The 21,535-nt window shown below is 67.3% G+C and carries 24 protein-coding genes; 11 read left to right on the top strand and 13 right to left on the bottom strand.

Going from position 1 to position 21,535, the window contains the following annotated elements:
* Window positions 1-67 precede the first annotated feature (67 nt).
* The 11 genes from ABIB28_RS10420 (at window position 68) to ABIB28_RS10370 (ending at window position 10,150) form a co-directional block, all read left to right on the top strand.
* On the top strand, window positions 68-268 hold the full coding sequence (locus ABIB28_RS10420; protein WP_010187745.1) for a hypothetical protein: 201 nt from the start codon (window positions 68-70) through the stop codon (window positions 266-268).
* Between the two features lie 57 nt (window positions 269-325).
* On the top strand, window positions 326-1,306 hold the full coding sequence (locus ABIB28_RS10415) for an aldo/keto reductase (protein ID WP_354288071.1): 981 nt from the start codon (window positions 326-328) through the stop codon (window positions 1,304-1,306).
* 186 nt (window positions 1,307-1,492) lie between these two features.
* Entirely contained in the window at window positions 1,493-2,614 is a 1,122-nt protein-coding gene (locus ABIB28_RS10410; RefSeq protein WP_354288070.1) for an 8-amino-7-oxononanoate synthase, read from the top strand.
* Window positions 2,611-3,237, top strand: a complete 627-nt coding sequence (gene bioD / locus ABIB28_RS10405; protein WP_354288069.1) for a dethiobiotin synthase — start codon at window positions 2,611-2,613, stop codon at window positions 3,235-3,237. Before ABIB28_RS10410 ends, bioD begins: the two co-directional genes overlap by 4 nt.
* The gene (locus tag ABIB28_RS10400) at window positions 3,234-4,481 is read left to right on the top strand and encodes an adenosylmethionine--8-amino-7-oxononanoate transaminase (protein ID WP_354288068.1); all 1,248 of its coding nucleotides are present in this window, start codon (window positions 3,234-3,236) and stop codon (window positions 4,479-4,481) included. The genes bioD and ABIB28_RS10400 overlap by 4 nt, the downstream gene beginning before the upstream one ends.
* Window positions 4,482-4,556: 75 nt before the next feature.
* Complete coding sequence (locus tag ABIB28_RS10395) at window positions 4,557-5,900, top strand: TonB-dependent siderophore receptor (protein ID WP_354288067.1); 1,344 nt, start codon at window positions 4,557-4,559, stop codon at window positions 5,898-5,900.
* A gap of 6 nt (window positions 5,901-5,906) precedes the next feature.
* On the top strand, window positions 5,907-6,689 hold the full coding sequence (locus ABIB28_RS10390) for a TonB-dependent siderophore receptor (protein WP_354288066.1): 783 nt from the start codon (window positions 5,907-5,909) through the stop codon (window positions 6,687-6,689).
* A gap of 18 nt (window positions 6,690-6,707) precedes the next feature.
* Window positions 6,708-7,010 (top strand): hypothetical protein, encoded by a 303-nt coding sequence (locus ABIB28_RS10385; protein WP_354288065.1) that lies wholly within the window; start codon window positions 6,708-6,710, stop codon window positions 7,008-7,010.
* Window positions 7,007-8,548: a PepSY-associated TM helix domain-containing protein gene (locus ABIB28_RS10380; RefSeq protein WP_354288064.1), complete on the top strand. Its 1,542-nt coding sequence runs from the start codon at window positions 7,007-7,009 to the stop codon at window positions 8,546-8,548. The genes ABIB28_RS10385 and ABIB28_RS10380 overlap by 4 nt, the downstream gene beginning before the upstream one ends.
* Window positions 8,545-8,832, top strand: coding sequence for a DUF3325 family protein (locus ABIB28_RS10375; RefSeq protein WP_354288063.1), 288 nt, complete (start codon window positions 8,545-8,547; stop codon window positions 8,830-8,832). The genes ABIB28_RS10380 and ABIB28_RS10375 overlap by 4 nt, the downstream gene beginning before the upstream one ends.
* A gap of 73 nt (window positions 8,833-8,905) precedes the next feature.
* Window positions 8,906-10,150 (top strand): NAD(P)/FAD-dependent oxidoreductase, encoded by a 1,245-nt coding sequence (locus tag ABIB28_RS10370; protein ID WP_354288062.1) that lies wholly within the window; start codon window positions 8,906-8,908, stop codon window positions 10,148-10,150.
* Between the two features lie 4 nt (window positions 10,151-10,154).
* On the opposite strand, the gene ABIB28_RS10365 is transcribed toward ABIB28_RS10370, so the two are convergent.
* The 13 genes from ABIB28_RS10365 to sufB all read right to left on the bottom strand — a co-directional run bounded on the left by ABIB28_RS10365 (window position 10,155) and on the right by sufB (window position 21,511).
* Window positions 10,155-10,859 carry a haloacid dehalogenase type II gene (locus tag ABIB28_RS10365; protein ID WP_354288061.1) on the bottom strand — a complete coding sequence of 235 codons (705 nt, stop codon included), beginning with the start codon at window positions 10,857-10,859 and terminating at the stop codon, window positions 10,155-10,157.
* Window positions 10,856-11,950 carry a histidinol-phosphate transaminase gene (gene hisC / locus ABIB28_RS10360; protein ID WP_354288060.1) on the bottom strand — a complete coding sequence of 365 codons (1,095 nt, stop codon included), beginning with the start codon at window positions 11,948-11,950 and terminating at the stop codon, window positions 10,856-10,858. Before hisC ends, ABIB28_RS10365 begins: the two co-directional genes overlap by 4 nt.
* A 200-nt stretch (window positions 11,951-12,150) precedes the next feature.
* A complete protein-coding gene (locus tag ABIB28_RS10355) occupies window positions 12,151-13,866 on the bottom strand; it encodes a DEAD/DEAH box helicase (RefSeq protein WP_332794477.1) in 1,716 nt (571 codons plus the stop codon).
* Window positions 13,867-13,967: 101 nt separating this feature from the next.
* The gene (locus ABIB28_RS10350) at window positions 13,968-14,333 is read right to left on the bottom strand and encodes an endonuclease domain-containing protein (protein WP_354288059.1); all 366 of its coding nucleotides are present in this window, start codon (window positions 14,331-14,333) and stop codon (window positions 13,968-13,970) included.
* Between the two features lie 107 nt (window positions 14,334-14,440).
* A complete protein-coding gene (locus tag ABIB28_RS10345; protein WP_354288058.1) occupies window positions 14,441-15,622 on the bottom strand; it encodes a BaiN/RdsA family NAD(P)/FAD-dependent oxidoreductase in 1,182 nt (393 codons plus the stop codon).
* A gap of 44 nt (window positions 15,623-15,666) precedes the next feature.
* On the bottom strand, window positions 15,667-16,020 hold the full coding sequence (locus ABIB28_RS10340) for a HesB/IscA family protein (RefSeq protein ID WP_133186817.1): 354 nt from the start codon (window positions 16,018-16,020) through the stop codon (window positions 15,667-15,669).
* Between the two features lie 125 nt (window positions 16,021-16,145).
* Window positions 16,146-16,607 (bottom strand): SUF system Fe-S cluster assembly protein, encoded by a 462-nt coding sequence (locus tag ABIB28_RS10335; protein WP_133186815.1) that lies wholly within the window; start codon window positions 16,605-16,607, stop codon window positions 16,146-16,148.
* Entirely contained in the window at window positions 16,604-17,809 is a 1,206-nt protein-coding gene (locus ABIB28_RS10330; RefSeq protein ID WP_502958234.1) for an aminotransferase class V-fold PLP-dependent enzyme, read from the bottom strand. Before ABIB28_RS10330 ends, ABIB28_RS10335 begins: the two co-directional genes overlap by 4 nt.
* Before the next feature lie 5 nt (window positions 17,810-17,814).
* Window positions 17,815-18,564: a SufD family Fe-S cluster assembly protein gene (locus ABIB28_RS10325; RefSeq protein WP_354288056.1), complete on the bottom strand. Its 750-nt coding sequence runs from the start codon at window positions 18,562-18,564 to the stop codon at window positions 17,815-17,817.
* Window positions 18,561-18,863 (bottom strand): hypothetical protein, encoded by a 303-nt coding sequence (locus ABIB28_RS10320; protein ID WP_322160119.1) that lies wholly within the window; start codon window positions 18,861-18,863, stop codon window positions 18,561-18,563. Before ABIB28_RS10320 ends, ABIB28_RS10325 begins: the two co-directional genes overlap by 4 nt.
* A 68-nt stretch (window positions 18,864-18,931) precedes the next feature.
* On the bottom strand, window positions 18,932-19,675 hold the full coding sequence (gene sufC, locus ABIB28_RS10315; RefSeq protein WP_354288055.1) for a Fe-S cluster assembly ATPase SufC: 744 nt from the start codon (window positions 19,673-19,675) through the stop codon (window positions 18,932-18,934).
* Window positions 19,662-19,844, bottom strand: a complete 183-nt coding sequence (locus ABIB28_RS10310; RefSeq protein ID WP_354288054.1) for a hypothetical protein — start codon at window positions 19,842-19,844, stop codon at window positions 19,662-19,664. The genes sufC and ABIB28_RS10310 overlap by 14 nt, the downstream gene beginning before the upstream one ends.
* Window positions 19,845-20,026: 182 nt before the next feature.
* On the bottom strand, window positions 20,027-21,511 hold the full coding sequence (gene sufB, locus ABIB28_RS10305; RefSeq protein ID WP_354288053.1) for a Fe-S cluster assembly protein SufB: 1,485 nt from the start codon (window positions 21,509-21,511) through the stop codon (window positions 20,027-20,029).
* Window positions 21,512-21,535 lie beyond the last annotated feature (24 nt).

The raw sequence follows: 21,535 nt of genomic DNA, 5'->3' as shown, positions 1-21,535 counted from the left end.
CCGGAAAAGTGCCGGCTCGTCGCACACCGCTGGACAGGCGCGCCGCTCGCTCGCTAACGGCACCCGCATGAGTGTCACCGCAACGATCATGAATTCCGCCACCGGCGAGCCTATCCAGAAGATGGTCTTCGGCCGCATGCCCAAGCCCTGGGCGTCCTTCACGCTCACCTCGGGCGAACTCGTCACCGCCGACCGCGTCGATGTCGGCAAGCCTGCCCCCGGCAAGTTCGTCGTGCCGGTTTCGGTGTGGGTCACGCCGAAGAAATAAGCCGGAGCGCTCTCGCCGCTGGTTCGTTGGCCATCCGACACCAACCGAGGAACGCACATGGATTACATCAAACTCGGCGCGACCGGGCTCGACGTCTCGCGGCTGTGCCTCGGCTGCATGACCTTCGGCGTGCCCGATCGCGGCACCCACGCCTGGACGCTCGACGAGGCGTCCAGCCGCCCGATCCTTCAAACGGCGGTCGAAGCCGGGATCAATTTCTTCGACACCGCCAATGTCTATTCGGACGGCACGTCGGAGGAGATCGTCGGGCGTGCACTCAAGGACTTTGCGCGCCGCGACGAGGTCGTGATCGCGACCAAGGTGCAGGGCCGGATGCGTCCCGGCCCGAACGGCGCCGGGCTCAGCCGCAAGGCGATCCTGACCGAGATCGATGCCAGCCTGACGCGGCTCGGCACCGACTATGTCGATCTCTACCAGATCCACCGCTTCGACCCGGACGTTGAAATCGAGGAGACGCTCGAGGCGCTCCACGACGTCGTCAAGGCGGGCAAGGCGCGCTATATCGGTGCCTCGTCGATGTTCGCCTGGCAGTTCGCGACGATGCTCCACACGTCCGAGGCGAACGGCTGGACGCGCTTTGCGACGATGCAGAATTATCTCAACCTGCTCTACCGCGAGGAGGAGCGCGAGATGCTGCCGCTCTGCACCGCCGAAGGGATTGGCGTGATCCCGTGGAGCCCGCTCGCGCGGGGTCGCCTGACGCGCGACTGGGACGATGCGACCGAGCGATCGCAGACCGACGCGTTCGGCGCGACCTTGTACCGCCACACCAACGATGCCGACCGCCGCGTGGTCGAGCGCGTCGCCGAGATCGCGACCGAGCGCGGCGTGGCGCGCGCGCAGATCGCGCTGGCGTGGGTGCTCGCAAAGCCCGAGGTTTCGGCGCCGATCGTCGGCGCATCGAAGCTCGCGCATCTCGACGACGCGCTGGCGGCGCTCGCGATTGGGCTGACCGAGGCCGAGATCGCGCGGCTCGAGGAACCGTACGTGCCGCATGCGGTCGTCGGCTTTTCCTGAGCGCCACTCCCATATCCTGCCCCCCGTCACCCTCGCGAAAGCGAGGGTCCCGCTTCTCCTGCGCACCGCGGGCGAGGAGCGCGATCCCCGCTTTTGCGGGGATGACGGGAATAAGGCGCGCGACGGCGATCGCTTCTAACCGCAACCCCATCGCGCGACGCGGTCAACCGCGTTAGGGCGTGCGCGATGTCCGTCCTCGCCGCCCACGCCCGCGATCTCGAATCGCTTGGCCAGTCCCACCGCCGCCGCAGCCTCTCCCCCCGCACCGGGATCGATTTCGCCTCGAACGACTATCTCGGTCTCGCCGCCTCGCCGCGCCTGCGCGACGCCGTCACAGCGGCGCTCGACCGCGGCGTGTCGATCGGCTCGGGCGGATCGCGGCTGCTGCGCGGCAACGATCCCGAGCATGAAGCGCTCGAAGCCGAAGCCGCCGCCTTCTTCGGTAGCGAGACCGCGCTCTATTTTTCGAGTGGCTTTGCCGCCAACGCGGCCTTGTTCGCCACTTTGCCGCAGACCGGCGACCTGATCCTGCACGACACGCTGATCCACGCCAGCGCACATGACGGAATGCGCCTCGCGCGCGCACCGGCACAGGGCGTCGCACATAACGACGCCCAGGCGTTCGACGACGCGATCTCCGCCTGGCGCCGCGCGGGCGGAACGGGCACGCCGTGGATCGCGGTCGAGAGCCTCTACAGCATGGACGGCGACCAGGCCCCGCTCGCCGATCTCGCCGGTATCGCGCAACGCCACGGCGGCATGCTGCTGATCGACGAGGCGCATGCCACCGGCGTGTTCGGCCCCGACGGCCGCGGTTTGGCTGCCGCGCTCGACGGACGCGCCGACGTGATCACGATGCGCACCTGCGGCAAGGCGCTCGGCTGCGAAGGCGCGCTCGTGTGCGGGCCCGCGATCGTGCGCGACTTCCTGATCAATCGCGGACGCGCCTTCATCTTTTCGACCGCCCCCTCCCCGTTGATGGCAAGCGCGGTGCGCGCCGCGCTCGCCATCCTCGCCGACGAACCCGAGCGCCGTACGCGGCTCGACGCGCTGATCGCCCATGCCGGCCAAGTGCTCGCGCCGCTCGGGGCGACGGTGACGGGCTCGCAGATCCTTCCGCTGATCGTCGGCGACGCCGAAGCGACGATGGCGCTCGCCGCGCGCCTGCAGGCGGCGGGCTTCGACGTGCGCGGGATCCGCCCGCCGACGGTGCCGCCGGGAAGCTCGCGGCTGCGCATCTCGATCACGCTCAACGTCGACATCGCCGATATCGACCGTCTCGCCACTTGCCTGGAAGCTTTGTCATGATCCCCCGCATCGTCGTCACCGGCACCGATACCGACATCGGCAAGACGGTCTTTGCCGCCGCGCTCGCAGGCGCACTCGGCGCGGCCTATTGGAAGCCGGTGCAGGCCGGGCTCGACGGCGGCAGCGATGCCGCGCGCGTCGCGGCGCTGAGCGGCCTGCCCGCGAGCCATATCCTGCCCGAGGCGTATCGGCTCGTCACACCGTGCTCGCCGCACCGCGCGGCACGGATCGACGGCGTGACGATCGATGCCGACGCGCTCGATCCCCCGCCGCACGATGGCAAGCTGGTGATCGAAGGCGCGGGCGGCGTGCTCGTGCCGGTCAACGACACGACGCTCTACGCCGACATCTTCGCGCGCTGGGGCGATCCCGTGGTGCTCGTCGCGCGCACCGCGCTCGGCACGATCAACCACAGCCTGCTTTCGATCGAGGCGCTGCGCGCGCGCGGCGTGCCGATCCTCGGCGTGGCCTTTATCGGCGAGCCGGTCGAGGACAGCGAGGCGACGATCGCGCGGATCGGGGGCGTCCGCCGCCTCGGCCGGTTGCCGTTGCTGCCGACGCTCGACCGCGCGACGCTTGCCGCCGCCTTTGCTGCCCACTTCTCGCTCGAGGATTTCCGATGAGCTCGCCCGTCTGGCACCCCTTCACGCAGCACGGCCTCGGCGAGACGATCCCGCGTGTCACGCGCACCGAGGGCGCGTTTCTCTACACCGATGACGGCCGCCGGATCATCGATGCGATCTCGTCGTGGTGGGTGACGACGCATGGCCATTGCCATCCCGCGATCATGGCGGCGATCGCCGATCAAGCGAGCAAGATGGACCAGATCATCTTCGCCGGCTGGACGCACGAGACCGCCGAGACGCTCGCGCAAGGCCTGGTGGAGATCATGCCGCCCGCACTCGAGCATGTCTTCTTCTCGGATTCGGGATCGACCGCGGTCGAGGTCTCGCTCAAGATGGCGCTCGGGTTCTTCGCCAATCGCGGTGAACCGCGCAGCCGCATCCTCGTGCTCGAGCACAGCTATCACGGCGACACGATCGGCGCGATGTCGATCGGCGCGCGCGGGGTATACAACCAGGCCTATGCGCCGCTGCTGTTCGATGTCGGCACGATCCCCTACCCCGCCGCTGGCGCCGAGCAGGCGACGCTCGATGCGCTCGAGCTGGCGTGCCGTGCCGCGCCGGCCGCGTTCATCGTCGAGCCGTTGGTGCTCGGCGCGGGCGGGATGCTCTTCTATCCGCCTCGCGTGCTCGCCGAGATGCGCGCGATCTGTGCGCGGCACGGCGTGCTGTTCATCGCCGACGAAGTGATGACGGCGTGGGGCCGGACCGGCACGCTGCTGGCGTGCGAGCAAGCCGACGTCGTGCCCGACATCCTGTGCCTGTCGAAGGGCCTGACGGGCGGCGCGGTTCCGCTCGCAGTGACAATGGCGACCGCCGAAATCTTCGACGCGCACTACTCGGACGACCGCTCGCGGATGTTCTTCCACTCGTCGAGCTATACCGCGAACCCGATCGCGTGCGCCGCCGCCAACGCCAACCTCGAAATCTGGCGCACTGAGCCCGTGCTCGATCGCATCGCCGATCTCGCGCGGCGCCAGGCGGGCTGGGCAGAGCAGTTGCGCCTACTGCCGACGATCCACAATGCCCGCATTTGCGGGACGATCGCGGCGTTCGAACTGGCGAGCGCGACGGGCAGCTATCTCGATGGCCTTGGCCCGCGGTTGCTCGCGTTCTTCAAGCAGCGCGACCTGCTGCTCCGTCCGCTCGGCAACACCGTCTACGTCATGCCGCCCTACTGCATCGACGATGCCAGCTTGGGCGAAATCTACAGCGCGATCGCCGAGGCGAGCGAGACGCTCTGACGCCCTATTGATAACGCTATTGATAAGCGTTCGCAAATACGCCACTAGGCCCCGCGACACCAAAGGGACCAGTGAATGAAGCGTTTTGTCATCTCCGCAGTGCTGCTGAGCTCAGCCGTCTATGCCGCACCGGCGATGGCGGAGGACGAAGCCGAGGACGGCCCTGCGATCGTCGTCACCGGCGCGCGCCCAAGCAGCGAGGCCACCGCCGGCACCAAGAGCTCGGCACCGATCGCCGAGACGCCGCAGTCGATCAGCGTCATCAGCGCCGCCGACATCGCCGATCTCGGCTTGTCGAACCTCAACCAGGCGCTGCGTTTCGTCGCCGGTGTCACCACCGAGCAGCGCGGATCGAGCGCCGAAGTCTATGACCAGTTCAAGCTGCGCGGCTTCGATGCACCGCAATTCCTCGACGGGCTCAAGCTGATCGGCGGGGCAAGCTATCTCGAGCCCCAGATCGACGTCTCACGGCTCGACCGGATCGAAGTGATCAAGGGCCCCGCCTCGGTGCTCTACGGCCAGACGGGCCCGGGCGGCCTCGTCGCGCTGTCGAGCAAGCTCCCGCTCGACAAGCCGTTCTATGGTGCGGTCTCCGGCACCTACGGCACCTACGACCTGTACCGCGCCGATGCCGATGTCGGCGGCAAGATCAGCGATTCGGTGCTGTGGCGGATCAACGGCAGCGTCAACGGCGCGCATACCCAGCAGACCTTCAGCGCGCGCGAGCGCCAGACGATCTCGGGCGCGCTCACTTTCAACCTTGATCACGCCACCAAGCTAACGCTGCTCGGCGCCTATTCGAACGATCCGCAGAACGGCAGCTACGGCGTGTTCCCGGCGTCGGGCACCTTCCTGCCCAACCCCAACGGCAGGCTCGCAACCTCGACCGATTTCGGCGAGCCTGGCAATTACTTCAAGCACGAGCAGGTCGCCGCGACCTATATCCTGACGCACGAGATCAACCCCGACTGGAACATCCGCGCGTCGGGCCGCTACCAGCACGGCACGTCGCGGCTCGGGATCGTCTATGCATCGGGATCGCTGGTCGACACCGCAAACCCGAATTCGACGCTCTACAACCGCGCGTCCTACGCGACGCGCGAGCGCAGCGATTCGTGGGTGTTCGACAATCAGATCCATGGCCGTTTCGCCACGGGCACGGTGAAGCATGACGTGCTGTTCGGCGTCGATTACCAGACCGGCAACGCGCGCTCGATCAACGCCTTCGGCTCGGCGTCGCCGCTTAACGGCTATGCCCCGGTCTATGGCACGATGGTCGTGCCGCAGAGCCCGCAAGCCGTGCCGAACTCTTTCAGCCTGAACGACAACACGCCCCGCTCGAACCAGGCGGGCGTCTATGCGCAGGACCAGCTGTCGCTCGGCGCACTGCGGGTGTTGCTGAGCGGGCGGCAGGACTAGGCGTCGGTGCGCACCGGACCGAACACCGCGTCGCAGGACTCGCAGAAATTCACCTATCGCGCCGGTGCGCTCTACACGCTGCCGTTCGGGCTCGCGCCCTATGTCAGCTATTCGACCTCGTTCGAGCCAAACGGCACGCTGTCCCAGCCCAACGGCGTGATCACAGTCGCCAAGCCATCCGAGGGCAAGCAGATCGAGGCCGGCGCGAAATATACCGTGCCGGGCACGCAGATTCTCGTCACCGGCGCGTGGTTCCGGATCGACCAGACCAACCTCATCACCACCAACCCGATCACCAACGTCTCGACGCAGAGCGGCCGGGTCCGCTCGAGTGGTGTCGAGATCGAGGCAAGCGCCCCCCTGCCCTACGGCTTCAACGCGAAACTCGCCTATAGTCGGCAGAAGGTCCGCACCACCGCCGACGCCAACCCCGCCAATATCGGCGCGGGGATCCTCGGCGTCGGGCGCGGCGGCGTGTCGGGCAATCTCGAATGGGCGCCGCGCGGCGGCAAGTGGCAGGGCTTCGCGATCGGCGGCGCGGTGCGCCATGTCGACAGCATCTATGCCGGCGGTGCCGCGCGCCAAAGTACGCCGGGCTTCACGCTGGTCGACGCGCTGGTGCGCTTCGATCTCGGCACGATCGCGCCGCGCTTTGCGGGCGTCTCGCTCGGGGTCAACGCCGCCAACCTATTCGACAAGAAATATGTCACGACCTGCTATCTCGATTATGCCTGGTGCTGGTACGGCAACCGCCGCACCGTGCAGGGCACGATCGCCTATCGGTTCTGAGGGCAGATGCGGCAGGGCATGAACCACGACCGGCGCGTTTGGCGACACCGCGCCGACACCGCGCTGCGCGTCGTCGTCGCCATGCCCGGCGGCTATGCGGTGGCGAGCCTGTGGGCGATGGCGCTCGCGCGGATCCTGCCCGGCGGGCCAGCCGAGGCGACCTTCACCGCGACGCTCGTCGCGTTCGCGCTGTGCGCCTTCACCGCGATGTGGGCATTCGCCGCGCGCAGCGGCTGGCGCGCGGCGTGGACGACGCTGCTCGGCGGCGGAATCGCCGCGGCGATCGCGTTCGGGTCGATCGCGCTGACGGGTCGCACGTGAGCAAGGGCTTCCGGCAGAGCCAGGCGACGCTCCACACCTGGTCGGGGCTGCTCGTCGGCTGGGTGCTGTTCATCGTCTTCGTGACGGGCACCGCCGCCTATTGGCGCGAGGCGATCAACCGTTGGGCGCAACCCGAACTCCCGCCGATCGACCAGCCCGCGCGCGTCGTCCGCGGCGCGCAGCTGCTGCTGCAACGCGAAGCCCCTGACGCCGCAAGCTGGTTCATCACCGTGCCGAGCACGCGCTCGGCGAGCGGCAGCGTCTTCTGGGTGCCGGGCGCCAAAACGCCGCCCACGCCCGGCGAGACCAGCGCGCGCATCGACGCCAATGGCGCCAAGGTCGTGGCGCGCGCGACGCTCGGCGGCGACTTCTTCTACCGCTTCCACTTCGACCTGCATTACGTGCCGTATTACGTCGCGCGCTGGATCGTCGGGATCTGCGCGATGTTCATGCTCGTCGCGATCCTCAGCGGGATCGTGACGCACAAGAAGATCTTCCGCGATTTCTTCACCTTTCGCGGCGGCAAGGGGCAACGCTCGTGGCTCGACGGGCACAATGCCGTCGCGGTGCTCGGCCTGCCGTTTCACTTGATGATCACCTATACCGGGCTCGTCACGCTGATGACGCTGCTGATGCCATGGGCGGCGGTCGCCAATTACAGCGCCCCCTTCAGCATGGGTCGCTTGCTCTATCCCGAGGCTCCGGCAGTCCCGCGTGCCGACCGGCCCGCCCCGCTGGTCGATCTTGCCGCGGTGCTGCGCGATGGCGAGCGGCGGCTCGGCGCGCCGGTCGATATCATCAGCGTCACCGCACCGGGCGATGCCTCGGCGCGGATCCTGCTGTCGCAAAGCAACCACGGCACGCTGTCGAGCCTGACGCCGCGGCTGACCTATGACGGCGTGAGCGGACGCCTGCTCTGGGCCGCCCCGCTGCCGGGCGCGGCCGCGGTGACGGCGGGGGCGATGATCGGGGTCCATGCCGGGCGCTTCGCCGACGCCGTGATCCGCTGGGTCTATTTCCTGTGCGGCATCGGCGGATCGGTGATGGTCGCAAGCGGGCTGGTGCTGTGGAGCGTCAAGCGCCGCGAGAAATTGCCCGATCCGTCGCGCCCGCCGTTCGGCTTCCGCCTGGTCGAGCGGCTCAATATCGGATTCGTCGCGGGCTTCCCGGCGGCGATGGTCGGCTTCCTGTGGGCGAACCGCCTCCTGCCGCTCACCCTCCCGGCGCGCGCCGAGGCAGAGATCAATGCGATGTTCGTGCTCTGGGGTGCGCTGCTGCTCCACGCCTTTCTCCGCCGCCCGCGGCGTGCCTGGGTCGAACAACTCGCGCTGACCGCAGCGCTGCTGCTCGCGCTCCCGTTGTTCGACATGCTGGCGACGGCGCGCGGCTTGCCGGCGACGATCGCGGCGGGGGACGCCACGCTCGCCGGTGTCGACCTGACGCTGCTCGCGCTCGGGCTTGCCTATGCCGCGATCGCGCGCGGCGTTCACCGGCATGTGCCCGCGCGACGCCGATCGCGCAGCCAGGCGCGCGGATGACCGCGCTCCCCTTCCTTGCCGCTATCCTCGCCTTCGTGCTGTTCGGGCTGACGACCGACCAGCATCACGGCAAGCGCTTCCGGCGCGCGTGTCCGCGGGGCCGCGCCGTCGCGTTGCGCGCAATCGCGTGGACGCTCCTCGCGCTGGCATTCACGCTGTCGATGATCACGTGGGGCGCGGTGTTCGGCGCGATCGGCTGGTTCGCGTCGATCATCAGCGGGGCCGCGCTGGCCTTTGCCGCCTTGAACTTCATCCCGCTCCCGGCGCGGCGGCCGCGCGGCTGATATCGCGCTTCGGGCTGGACAGATCGGCGCGTTGCCCGCAGGTCAGCCGCCACGAGGATCAAGAGGGGCCGACATGACCGACACCGCGCTTTCGTTCGACGTTTTGATCGTGGGTGCGGGGCATGGCGGGGCGCAAGCGGCGATCGCACTGCGCCAGCGCGGTTTCGAGGGGACGATCGCGCTGCTCGGCGACGAGCCCGAGCTTCCCTATGAGCGCCCCCCGCTGTCGAAGGACTATCTCGCTGGCGAAAAGCCCTTCGAGCGGATCCTGATCCGACCCGCGGCCTTCTGGGTCGAGCGCACGATCACGCTTCTGCCGGGCCGCACGGTGGTATCGGTCGATCCTGCCGCGCATGTCGTTACCACCGACGAGGGTGCGACCATCGGCTATTCGAACCTGATCTGGGCGACCGGCGGTCCGCCGCGCCGACTGACGTGCGCCGGGCATGACCTGCGCGGCGTCCACGGCGTGCGCACCCGCGCCGATGTCGACCAGATGATCGCCGAACTGCCCGACGTGCGCCACGTCATCGTGATCGGCGGCGGCTATATCGGCCTCGAGGCCGCAGCGGTGCTGACCAAGCTCGGCAAGCACGTCACCGTGCTCGAGGCGGCGCCGCGCGTGCTCGCGCGCGTTGCCGGCGAAGCGCTCTCGCATTTCTACGAAGCCGAGCACCGCGCGCACGGCGTCGACCTGCGCACCGGCGTCACGGTCGTAAAGATCGAGGGCCATGACGGCGCGGCGACCGGGGTACGGCTCGCCGATGGCAGCGTGGTGGCGGGCAGCATGGTGGTCGTCGGGATCGGCATCGTTCCCGCGGTCGCACCTTTGATCGAGGCGGGCGCCGCTGGCGGCAATGGCGTGACGGTCGATGCCTTCTGCCGCACCTCGCTTCCCGACGTGTTCGCGATCGGCGACTGTGCCGCGCATCCCAACCCCTATGCCGATGGCGCGACGATCCGGCTCGAATCGGTCCAGAACGCCAACGACCAGGCGACCGTCGTCGCGCGCGTGCTGACGGGCGATCCGCAGCCCTATGATGCGGTGCCGTGGTTCTGGTCGAACCAATATGATCTGAAGCTGCAGACCGTCGGGCTTTCGACCGGCTTCGATACGGCGGTGCTCCGCGGCGATGTCTCCACGCGGCGCTTCTCGGTCGTCTATCTCAAGCGCGGCAAGGTGATCGCGCTCGATTGCGTCAACATGACGCGCGATTACGTCCAGGGCCGTGCGCTGGTGATGGCAAGCGCCGTGATCGATCCCGCGTTGCTGGCCGATGCGGACGTGCCGTTGAAGGAAATGCTGGCGGCGGGCTGACGCGTCAGCAGCCGAGGCGGTCGGCCAATTCGGTCAGCGACTCGGCGCTGTAATCCCACGCCTGTTCCGCGGCGCGGTCGGGCTTGGGCGCGCCGCCCAATTCCATCGGCCGATCGACATAGGCGGTCGCCAGCCCACACGCCCGCGCCGCGGCAAGATCGCTGTGATGCGCGGCGACGAGGCATAGCGCTTCGGGCGCAATTCCCAGAATATCGGCGGTGCCGAGATAGGCCTGCGGCAACGGCTTGTAGATCCCGGTCGCCTCGGCCCCGAGGATCGCATCCCACGGCAGCCCGCCATGCCGCGACAGCGCGAGCATGAGCGCGACATTGCCGTTCGACAGCGTGACGATCGGGAAGCGCGCCTTGAGCCGCGTCAATCCCGCAACCGCATCGGGCCACGGATCGAGCCGCCGCCACGCCAGCGCCAGATCGGCGAGCGTCGCTTCATCCGCCGCGATGCCGAGCCGCTCGACCAGCGCATCGAGCGTCTCGCGGTTGAGCACGTCGAGCCGCGTATAAGCGCGCCGGCCCGAACGGCACGCTTCCATCGCCGGCTGATACAGGCCGCGCCAGTCGTCTGCGAAACGCGCCGGATCGAGATCCTCGCGCCCGATCCTCGCGAACACTGCCGCAACTTCGCGCGCGATGCTCGTCCGCCAATCGACGACGGTGCCGAACACGTCGAAGGCGAGCGCCTTGATCGTCACCCCGCGACGATCTCGCGCAGCGCCTCGGCAAGACCGCGCGTCTCGTCCTCGGTGCCGATCGTCATGCGCAAGCCGTTGGCGAGCCCCTGCCCCGGCAGCCAGCGCACGATATAGCCGCGGCTGAGCAGCGCCTTGTACGCGGTCTCGGCGGTGACGGCGCCTTCGAACAGCACGAGCAGGAAGTTGGCTTCGCTCGGGACGACGCGCAGGCCTGCGTTGCCGAGCTTGCCCATCTCCGCGCCGAACCACGCGCGCCATTTGCGATTGTGCTCGCGCGAGGCGGCGATGAAATCGGCCGCGCCGAGCGCAGCGATCGCGGCTTCCTGCCCGGCGGTGGTGCAGCAGAACGGCGCCCGGATGCGGTGCATCGCCGAGATCGCGTCCTCCGACCCGTACCCCCAGCCGATTCGCTCGGCGGCAAGACCATGGATCTTCGAGAAGGTGCGCGTCACGATGACGTTCGGCGCGGTGCGCGCGAGGTCGAGCCCGCCATCGTCATCCTCGGGCGCGAGATATTCGGCATAGGCCTGGTCGAGCACGAGCATCACGTGTGCCGGAAGCCCGGCATGCAGCCGCGCGATCTCTTCCTTGCGCGTGAAAGTGCCCGTCGGATTGTTGGGATTCGCAACGAATACGACGCGCGTGCGCTCGGTGACCGCGGCGAGGATCGCGTCGACATCGGTCGCATAATCGCGGTCGTCGGCGATGACGAGCGTCGCGCCGACGCGGCGCGTGGCGATCTCATAGACCGCGAAGCCGTAGCGGACCTGGATGATCTCGTCGCCCGGCCCGGCATAGGCGCCGGCGATGAGGTGGAGCACTTCGTCCGAGCCGGTGCCGTATATCACGCGTGCAGGGTCGAGATCGTGATGCGCCGCGATCGCCTCGCGCAGCAGCGCCGCGCCGGCGTCGGGATAGCGTGCGAGATCGGCGGAATGGGCGGCGAAGGCTTCGACCGCTTGCGGGCTGGTGCCGAGCGGATTCTCGTTCGACGACAGCTTGATGACGGGCGCCCCACCCTCGCTCGTCGAGCGACCGGGCACGTAGGGGGCGATGGCCATGATCCATGGCTTGGGTTGGGGTGCGTTCATGCCGCGTGGGTTAGCGGGGAATGAAGGCGTATTCAAATCCTCCCTCGCGCAGCGGGGGAGGGGGACCGTTCGGCTTCTTCAGCCGAGGGGTGGAGGGGGGGCCTCGCCGCGGGCGTTACGCTCGTTGCGGCCCCCTCCACCACCAGCCTGAAAAAGGCTGGCGGTCCCCCTCCCCCGCTGCGCGAGGGAGGATTCAAGATTTACCGCTGCGGACGCTTGTTCGGCCCACCCGGACGCAAGGTCGGACGCGGCTGGTGGCGCACCGGCGCCGGGCCGTTCGCGCGGCGCGGGCTGCGCTCGGCCTCGACCGGGCCGCCCTGGACTTGCTCGAACTGCACGCCGCCTTCGGCTTCCTCGCCGGCGGTGCGCTTCACCGCCGCCATGAACTTGCCCGCGATGCCGCTCGGCACCTGGAACATCGTCTCGTTGGCGGCGATGCGGATCGCACCGACCTCGTTCTTTGTGATGTGCCCGCGACGGCAGATCAGCGGCAGGATCCAGCGCGGATCGGCATTCTGGCGACGCCCGATGTCCATGCGGAACCAGACGATATCGTCGAAGCCCTCGCGGTGATGCTCCTTGCCCGCTTCGCGCGGCGCGGAACCGCTTGCCTCGATCATTTCCTCGGGCGCGGGCATCCGCGCGCGATAGCTGCGCACCAGTGCCGCAGCGATATCCTCGGGGGTCTTCTTCTCGAGCAGCTGTGCCGCCAATGCGCGATCGTCCTCGTCGACTTCGACGTCTTCCATCAGCATGGTCATCAGGCGCGACTTGTCGGCCTTGCGGATGTCATCGACGGTCGGGGCGTTCATCCATTCGACCGCGATCCGCGCGCCGCGCAGCATCATCTCGACGCGGCGCTTGCGCTGATACGGCACGATCAGGATCGCGGTGCCCTTCTTGCCGGCGCGGCCGGTGCGGCCCGAGCGATGCTGCATCGTCTCGGCATCGCGCGGCAGCTCGACGTGAACGACGAGGCTGAGCGAGGGCAGATCGATCCCGCGCGCGGCGACGTCGGTCGCGACGCAGACACGCGCGCGCTTGTCGCGCAGCGCCTGCATCGCGGCGTTGCGCTCGTTCTGGCTATGCTCGCCCGAGAGAGCGACCGCAGCAAAGCCACGCTCGATGAGGCCCGCATGGAGATGGCGGACATTGTCGCGCGTCGCGCAAAACAGCATCGCGGTTTCGGCCTCGTGAAGGCGGAGCAAATTGACGACGGCATTCTCGATATCGGCGGGCGCAACGGTCACCGCCTGATATTCGATGTCGCCATGACCACGGTCCTCGCCGACGGTCGAGATGCGCAAAGCGTCCTTCTGGTAGCGCTTGGCGAGCGCGACGATCGACTTGGGCATCGTCGCCGAGAAGAGGAGCGTCCGACGCTCGGACGGCGACGCATCGAGGATCAGCTCGAGATCCTCGCGGAAGCCCATGTCGAGCATCTCGTCGGCCTCGTCGAGGATGACCGCCTTGAGGTTCGACAGATCGAGCGCGCCGCGCTCGATATGGTCGCGCAGACGCCCCGGCGTGCCGACGACGATGTGCGTGCCGTGCGCGAGGCTGCGGCGCTCGCGCGACGCGTCCATCCCGCCGACGCAAGTCGAAATGCGCGCGCCGGCCTTGCCGTAGAGCCATTCGAGCTCGCGGCTGACCTGCAGTGCGAGTTCGCGCGTCGGCGCGATCGCGAGCGCGAGCGGTGCGCGCGGCGGCGGCAGGAGGCCGTCTTCGGTCAGCAGCTGCGGCGCGATGGCGAGGCCGAATGCGACGGTCTTGCCCGAACCGGTCTGTGCCGAGACGATGACGTCGCGACCTTCTGCCTCGGGCTGGATGACGGCGGCCTGGACGGGGGTCGGGGCTTCATAGCCACGGGCGGAAAGCGCTTCGGCGAGAAGCGTGGGGAGGTGTGTAAAGGGCATGGTATTCCGAATATGGGGGCGGCGGGTTCGCGCGCCAAAAAGGGCCCTTAGCACGGGCGCGCAGGAAAAGCACGGGGGGTGTGGATTTCAGCCCTACGCCCCTACTTCCTCCCCTCCCTGGAAGGGAGGAGTTGGGGGTGGGTCGGCCCGAGGCGGCGGCCGACCTCGGTCAGGATCGCTTCGGCAACGCCGTCCGGGTTTGCCATCACATCGGAATTCCAGAACCGGAGCACCTTCCACCCAAGACTTTCCAGCAACACCGTGCGAGCTTCGTCATAGGCCGAGTCGGCGTGTTGGCCGCCGTCGAGTTCAATAACCACCTTCGCTTCGCGGCAGGCAATGTCGACGATGTAACTGCCAACAACGAGCTGATGGGTGAAGCGCGGGCGATAGGTTCGTATTCGTAGCGAAACCCGACGCTCAGCGTCGGTTGCGTTGCTCCGCAGCGCGCGAGCGCGTCTGGTCATCTCGGCGAGACTCGTGGCATCGCAAGAGTTTGGCGTCCCGCGATACGGAGAGCAACCCACCCCCGGCCCCTCCCTTCCAGGGAGGGGAGGAAACCGGCCGGACGGCGTTACACCACCTGCCCCGCCGCCCAGCCGCTCGCCCAGGCCCATTGGAAGTTATAGCCGCCGAGCCACCCGGTCACATCGACCGCCTCGCCGATCGCGTACAGCCCCGGCACCTTCCGCGCCTCCATCGTCTGTGACGACAGTTCAGCGGTCGAGATGCCGCCTGCCGTCACCTCGGCCTTGGCGAAGCCTTCGGTGCCGTTCGGACTGAAGCGCCAATCGGCCAACTGCCGCGCTGCCGCATCGACCACCTTGTCGGTCGCCGCGCCCAGTTCGCCCTCGATCCCGAGCCGATCGGCGAGCGTCTCGGCAAGCCGCCCGGGCAGATGGTTCGACAGCACCGACGCGAGCGACACGCGCGGCCGGGCGTGCTTCACGCCGACCAGCCAGCCGGGCTTGAGCTCGGGCAGGAAATCGATCCCGACCGGCTCGCTATGCCGCCAATACGACGACACCTGCAGGATCGCCGGCCCGCTGAGCCCCTTGTGCGTGAACAGCGCGGCCTCGCGGAATTTGGTCTTGCCCGCCTTGGCGACCACTTCCGCCGCCACACCCGAAAGCGAGCGGAACAGGGTTTCGTCGCCACCAAGCGTCAGCGGCACCAGGGCCGGGCGGGGCTCGACCACTTTCAGTCCGAAGCGCCGCGCGAGGTCATACGCGAAGCCGGTCGCGCCCATTTGCGGAATCGAAGGACCGCCGGTGGCGATGACGAGCGACGGCGCACTCGCGGTGCGATCGCCGAAGGTGACGCGATACTGTCCATCGGCATGGTCAACATCGCGGATCGCCTCGCCAAGCGCGATCTCGACGCCCCCCTTGTCGCACTCGTCCTGCAACAAGGCGACGATCTGCTTGGCGGACCCATCGCAGAACAATTGCCCGAGCGTCTTCTCGTGCCACGCAATCCCGTGTGCCTCGACCAGCGCCAGGAAATCCTGCGCGGTGTAGCGCCCGAGCGCCGACTTGGCGAAATGCGGGTTGGCCGAAATATAGCGATCGGCCGCGGTGTGCACATTGGTAAAATTGCACCGCCCGCCACCCGAGATCAGGATCTTCTTGCCGATCGCCTCGGCATGATCGAGCAGCAGCACGCGGCGCCCGCGCTGGCCGGCGCTGAAAGCGCACATCAGCCCGGCCGCGCCAGCGCCGAGAATGATGGTGTCGTAAGTCGTATGGGTCGTCATCGCCCGCCTGTGGACGCAAATCGGCGCTCAGGCCAGTGCGCGGCTTAGACGGTGAAGCTTTCGCCACACCCGCATGCACCCTTGGCGTTCGGATTGACGAACACGAAGCCTGCCGCGAAATCGTCCTCGACCCAATTCATCGTCGAGCCGATCAGATACAGGATCGACCCGCCATCGACGAACAAAGTTCCGCCGGGCGTATCGATCCGCTCGTCGAACGGCTTGGCTTCGCTTACGTAATCGACCGAGTAAGCGAGCCCCGAACAGCCGCGCCGCGGGGTCGACAGCTTGACGCCGATCGCGTCCGCGGGCGCCTTGGCCATCAGCGCGGCGATCCGCGCCTCGGCCGTGGGCGTGAGGATCAGCGCAGCAGGGCGAACGCGGGTCATGGTGGTCATCGGCTTCTTCCTCCAAATCCCCTCCCCTTCAGGGGAGGGGTTGGGGGTGGGGGAAGCCTCGCAGAGACCTGCGTTTGGGACTTCCCCACCCCAGCCCCTCCCCTGAAGGGAAGGGGCTTAGTGCATTACAGCATGCCCAGTTCGAGCTTGGCATCGTCGGACATCTTGGCGGGATCCCATGCCGGGTCCCATACCAGATTTACCTCGGCCGAGCCGACCCCCGGCACCGCGCCGACGCGCAGTTCGACTTCCATCGGCATCGATTCGGCGACCGGACAATGCGGCGTGGTCAGCGTCATCGTGACAACGGCGTGGCCGGCCTCGGTCACCTCGACGCCGTAGATCAGCCCGAGGTCGTAGATGTTGACCGGAATCTCCGGATCATAAATCTCCTTAAGCGCGTCGACGACCGCCTCGTACAGCGCCCCGCCCGGCTCGCCGGCGACATCGCCCGCGGGCTTCTGGCTAAGAAAACCCTCGAGATAGTCGCGCTTGCGCGTCCCTGCCTCGACCGCGACATCCTCGACGCGCGCGCGCGGCGGCTGCTCGACGGCGCCGACTTCCTGAATCTCGATCCGGTCGCTCATCCGAAAATCCTCGTTACTCTTTCAATTCCGCGCACCAGCGCTTCGACGTCGGCGGCGCTGTTATAGACCCCGAAGCTCGCGCGCGCCGTCGCATCGACGCCGAGCGTCTCCATCAGCGGCTGCGCGCAGTGATGGCCCGCGCGCACCGCCACCTTGGCTTCGTCCAAGATGGTGCCGATGTCGTGCGGATGCACCCCCGCGATGCTGAAGCTGACGATTCCTGCGGAATCCTCGGGGCCGAACAAGGTCAGCGAGTTGAACTGCGACAGCGCGTCGCGTGTCAGTTTCACCAGCGCGGTCTCGTGCGCATGGATGCGCTCAAGCCCGATCCGCGTCACATAGTCGATGCCGGCGGCGAGCCCGAGCACGCCGACAATATGCGGCGTCCCCGCCTCGAAGCGGCCCGGCGGCGGCGCGTAGGTGGTGCCCGCAAAGCTGACCTTGTCGATCATCGCGCCACCGCCCTGATACGGCGGCATCGCCTCGAGCAATGCTGGCTTTGCCCACAACACGCCGATCCCGGTCGGGCCGTAGAGCTTGTGGCCCGAAAAGACGTAGAAATCGCAATCAAGTGCGGCGACGTCGACCGTCATGCGCGGGACCGACTGGCAGCCGTCGAGCAGGATCTTCGCCCCGACCGAATGCGCGATGTCCGCCGCCCGGCGGCCGTCGAGCACCGATCCGAGCACGTTCGAGACATGCCCCAACGCGACGAGCTTGTGCTGCGGCGTGATCATCGCGGCCATCGCGTCGAGGTCGATGCGGTGGTCGGCAGTGAGCGGGAGTACGTCGATCTGCGCACCGATCCGCTCGGCGACCATCTGCCACGGCACGATGTTGCTGTGATGCTCGAGCTGCGAAAGCAGGATGCGATCGCCAGCCTTGAGCTGCGTTCCCGCCCAGCATTGCGCGACGAGGTTGATCCCCTCGGTCGCGCCGCGGACGAAGACGATCTCGTTTTCGGAACCGGCGTTGAGGAACTTGGCCACCTTGCGACGCGCCGCCTCATAAGCGAGCGTCATATCAGCCGAGCGCTGATACACGCCGCGGTGCACCGTGGCGTAATCGGTGTCATAGGCGCGCGTGATCGCGTCGATAACCTCTTGCGGCTTCTGCGCAGTGGCGGCGGTGTCGAGATACGCCCAGCCGGCCGGGATCGCCGGGAAATCGGCGACATGGTCTAGCGGACGGGTCTGGGTCAGCGCGCTCACAGCATCCGCTCCAACGCCGCCTGCGCCACCGCCTCGACGCGCTCGCGTTCGGCAACGTCCGCGATCCCCTCGAACACCGATCCGATGAACGCCCGCAGCAATATCGCCTTGGCCTGCGGCGGCGCGATCCCGCGCGACGCAAGATAGAAGAGCGCATTCGCATCGAGCTCGCCGACCGTCGCGCCATGCGCGCACTTCACGTCGTCGGCGAAAATCTCGAGCTCGGGCTTGGCGTTCGCGGTCGCGGTGCGGCTGAGCAGCATCGCCTTGACCGATTGCGAGGCATCGGTCTTCTGCGCATGCCGCGCGACCGCGACCTTGCCGAGATACGACCCCGTCGCGCGCCCTCCGAACACCGAGCGCACCACCTGGTTCGAGGTGGCATTGGGCTCGATATGGTTGAGCACGGTGACGATCTCGAGCGTCTGGTCGCCGCCGCCGAGCATCGCCGCGCCAAGCTCGAAGTGCGCGCCTTCGTGGCACGTCACGTCGATCGTCACGCGGCCGAGCTGCCCGCCGACGTTGAGCACGTGGAAGGTCGCGGTCGCACCTTCGCGCAGGATGACCTGGAAATCGCGGATCGCGACGGCGTCGATCGCTGCATCCTGGACGATCACGCGGGCGATGGACTGGCCGGCGGGGACCTCGATCACTTCGGCCGCAGGCACTGGCCACACCGAGGCGACGGCTTCGAGATCGGAATACCGCCAGGATTCATCGCGGCGGGTGGGAAGAGCCCGCGTCATTGCACCGCTCCCGCCCGACGATCGGCCAACTCGCCGATCAGTTGATGGCGTTGGTCGCGCACGCACGTAGCCATCTCCCCATTGATCCCTTCGATGAGCCGCTGGCGCGTCGCCGCATCCACGCCCTTGGCGCGTGTCGCGGTATAGCGCGGCATCGCCGGAATCGCGCAGACGCGCATCGCCTCGCAAGCAACCCCGTCGATCTCCGGATCACCGGTCGATCGGGTCACCGCGCAGACATATTTGCCCTTCTTCATCCGGACCGACGCGCGCCAATCCTGCAGCTTGCGGGCGATCACGACGATATCGGGGTCGGCGGCTGGTGGCGGCGACGGGGCGACACTTTGGAGCAGGGCCAAGGCGAAGATCACGCCGCCACCCCGGCGTATCCCTCACGCTCCAGCTCCAGCGCCAGTTCCGGTCCGCCCGAGCGCACGATCCGCCCGCCGGCCAGTACATGGACGAAATCGGGCGCAACGTAATCGAGCAGGCGCTGATAGTGGGTGATCAGGATCACCGCTTTGTCGGGCTTGCGCATGATCCGGTTGATTCCGTCGCCCACGACGCGCAGCGCATCGATGTCGAGCCCGCTGTCGGTCTCATCGAGGATCGCGAGGCTGGGGTCGATGATGCCCATCTGCACCATCTCGTTGCGCTTCTTCTCGCCGCCCGAGAAGCCGACATTGACCGGACGCTTGAGCATCTCGGCATCCATCGACAGCGCGGCAGCCTGCTCGCGCGCGAGTTTCAGGAACTCAGCGCCCGACAGCGGCTTCTCGTCGCGCCCGCGGCGTTGGGCGTTCAGCGCCTCGCGCAGGAATTGCACGTTCGACACGCCGGGGATCTCGACCGGATATTGGAAACCGAGGAACAGCCCGGCGGCAGCGCGCTCGTGCGGCGCCATTTCGAGCAAATCCTTCCCGTCGAACTCGACCGAGCCCGCGGTGACCTCATAACCGGGCCGCCCGCCGAGTATATAGCCGAGCGTCGACTTGCCCGCGCCGTTCGGCCCCATGATCGCATGGACCTCGCCCGCATTGACGCTGAGCGAGAGCCCCTTGAGGATTCCCTTGCCGTCGATTTCGGCGTGGAGGTTTTCAATTTTCAGCATGAGCTACTTCCGGAACTTTCCAATTTTCGGGAACAGCATCGAAGCTGCCCCACAAATGCCACTTGCCGTCCGCTTTGGAGTGTGAGGCCAATCCCCACTCCGGCGGATCAGGCCAACCGAACCAATCGCGTTGGATGAGGAAAAGGGTTTCCGCATCACTTTCAGCCACGAAACCAGTACCCGTACGTCGAGCCCAGTCGAAATCATCGCCTAGCCTATCAACAGGAGGCCAATCCGCCTCGGTCGCCACTAGCCATTCCAATGGGAGCCTGTTCCGCTCTGAGAAGCCGTGTTTCAATCTCCGGGAATGGAGAAAACCCAGCGTCCACGGTATGGGCTCCCACCCGAAAATCACCCCACCGACCCCTCAAGGCTGATCCCCAGCAACTTCTGCGCCTCGACCGCAAATTCCATCGGCAGCTGCTGCAGCACTTCCTTGGCAAACCCGTTGACGATCAAAGCCACCGCCGCCTCCTGGTCGAGCCCGCGCTGCATCGCGTAGAACATCTGGTCGTCGGAGATCTTCGAGGTGGTCGCCTCATGCTCGATCTGCGCCGACGGGTTGCGCACTTCGATATAGGGCACGGTATGAGCGCCGCACTGGTCGCCGAGCAGCAGCGAGTCGCACTGGGTGAAGTTGCGCACGCCCTCCGCGGTCGGCGCGACGCGCACCAGCCCGCGATAGGTATTGTCCGAACGCCCGGCGGAAATCCCCTTCGACACGATCGTCGAGCGCGAGCCCTTGCCGAGATGGATCATCTTGGTGCCCGTATCGGCCTGCTGGCGATTGTTGGTCACCGCGACCGAATAGAATTCGCCGACGCTGTTCTCGCCAGCCAGCACGCACGACGGGTACTTCCAGGTGATCGCGCTGCCGGTCTCGACCTGCGTCCACGACACCTTCGAATTCTTGCCCTGACACAGCGCGCGCTTGGTGACGAAATTGTAGATCCCGCCCTTGCCGTTCTCGTCGCCGGGATACCAGTTCTGCACGGTCGAGTATTTGATCTCGGCATCGTCCAACGCGACAAGCTCGACCACCGCCGCATGCAGCTGGTTCTCGTCGCGCATCGGCGCGGTGCAGCCCTCGAGATACGAGACGTACGACCCCTTGTCGGCGACGATCAGTGTGCGTTCGAACTGGCCGGTATTCTCGGCATTGATGCGGAAATAGGTCGACAGCTCCATCGGGCAGCGCACGCCCTCGGGTATGTAGACGAAGGTCCCGTCGCTAAAGACCGCGCAGTTGAGCGTCGCGAAATAATTGTCGTGCTGCGGCACGACCTTGCCGAGCCACTTGCGGACCAGCTCGGGATATTCCTTGATCGCCTCGGAGATCGACCGGAAGATCACGCCCGCGGCCTCGAGCTCCTTGCGGAAGGTGGTCGCGACCGAGACGCTGTCGAACACCGCGTCGACCGCGACGCGGCGCTTCGGCTGGCCCTCGGCATCAAGTTCCTCGACGCCGGCGAGCATCTTCTGCTCCTCGATCGGGATACCGAGCTTCTCATAGACGCGCAGGATCTCGGGATCGACCTCGTCGAGCGAGCCGAGCTTGGGCTTCACCTTGGGCTCGGCGTAATAATAGGCGTCCTGATAGTCGATCGGGTCCATCTGGAGCTTGGCCCAGTCGGGCGCCTCCATCGTCTGCCACAGGCGGAACGCCTTGAGGCGCCAGTCGAGCATCCACGCGGGCTCGCCCTTCTTGGCGGAGATGAAGCGGACAGTGTCCTCGCTCAGGCCCTTGGGCGCGAAGTCCTGCTCGATGTCCGAATGGAAGCCCCATTCGTAGGTCTTGCTGACGGCTTCATAAGCTTCGGCGTTCTTGGTAGCCATTACATCATCCCTGCCGTCACGCGG

This window comes from Sphingomonas sp. UYEF23, assembly GCF_040546165.1.
In the GTDB taxonomy this organism is placed as follows: Bacteria; Pseudomonadota; Alphaproteobacteria; order Sphingomonadales; family Sphingomonadaceae; genus Sphingomonas; species Sphingomonas glacialis.
The sequence above is the reverse complement of the archived record's forward strand: the minus strand, read 5'-3'. Positions and strand labels throughout refer to the sequence as shown.

Bases quoted from the DNA above. Each gene is read 5' to 3' on its own strand.
- sufB (WP_354288053.1), bottom strand. From the start codon at position 21,511: ATGGCTACCAAGAACGCCGAAGCTTATGAAGCCGTCAGCAAGACCTAC.
- ABIB28_RS10410 (WP_354288070.1), top strand. From the start codon at position 1,493: ATGTCCGTCCTCGCCGCCCACGCCCGCGATCTCGAATCGCTTGGCCAG.
- ABIB28_RS10420 (WP_010187745.1), top strand. From the start codon at position 68: ATGAGTGTCACCGCAACGATCATGAATTCCGCCACCGGCGAGCCTATC.
- ABIB28_RS10355 (WP_332794477.1), bottom strand. From the start codon at position 13,866: ATGCCCTTTACACACCTCCCCACGCTTCTCGCCGAAGCGCTTTCCGCC.
- ABIB28_RS10340 (WP_133186817.1), bottom strand. From the start codon at position 16,020: ATGACCACCATGACCCGCGTTCGCCCTGCTGCGCTGATCCTCACGCCC.
- ABIB28_RS10370 (WP_354288062.1), top strand. From the start codon at position 8,906: ATGACCGACACCGCGCTTTCGTTCGACGTTTTGATCGTGGGTGCGGGG.
- ABIB28_RS10395 (WP_354288067.1), top strand. From the start codon at position 4,557: ATGAAGCGTTTTGTCATCTCCGCAGTGCTGCTGAGCTCAGCCGTCTAT.
- ABIB28_RS10375 (WP_354288063.1), top strand. From the start codon at position 8,545: ATGACCGCGCTCCCCTTCCTTGCCGCTATCCTCGCCTTCGTGCTGTTC.
- ABIB28_RS10345 (WP_354288058.1), bottom strand. From the start codon at position 15,622: ATGACGACCCATACGACTTACGACACCATCATTCTCGGCGCTGGCGCG.
- ABIB28_RS10385 (WP_354288065.1), top strand. From the start codon at position 6,708: ATGAACCACGACCGGCGCGTTTGGCGACACCGCGCCGACACCGCGCTG.
- ABIB28_RS10415 (WP_354288071.1), top strand. From the start codon at position 326: ATGGATTACATCAAACTCGGCGCGACCGGGCTCGACGTCTCGCGGCTG.
- ABIB28_RS10350 (WP_354288059.1), bottom strand. From the start codon at position 14,333: ATGACCAGACGCGCTCGCGCGCTGCGGAGCAACGCAACCGACGCTGAG.
- bioD (WP_354288069.1), top strand. From the start codon at position 2,611: ATGATCCCCCGCATCGTCGTCACCGGCACCGATACCGACATCGGCAAG.
- sufC (WP_354288055.1), bottom strand. From the start codon at position 19,675: ATGCTGAAAATTGAAAACCTCCACGCCGAAATCGACGGCAAGGGAATC.
- hisC (WP_354288060.1), bottom strand. From the start codon at position 11,950: ATGAACGCACCCCAACCCAAGCCATGGATCATGGCCATCGCCCCCTAC.
- ABIB28_RS10335 (WP_133186815.1), bottom strand. From the start codon at position 16,607: ATGAGCGACCGGATCGAGATTCAGGAAGTCGGCGCCGTCGAGCAGCCG.
- ABIB28_RS10400 (WP_354288068.1), top strand. From the start codon at position 3,234: ATGAGCTCGCCCGTCTGGCACCCCTTCACGCAGCACGGCCTCGGCGAG.
- ABIB28_RS10325 (WP_354288056.1), bottom strand. From the start codon at position 18,564: ATGACGCGGGCTCTTCCCACCCGCCGCGATGAATCCTGGCGGTATTCC.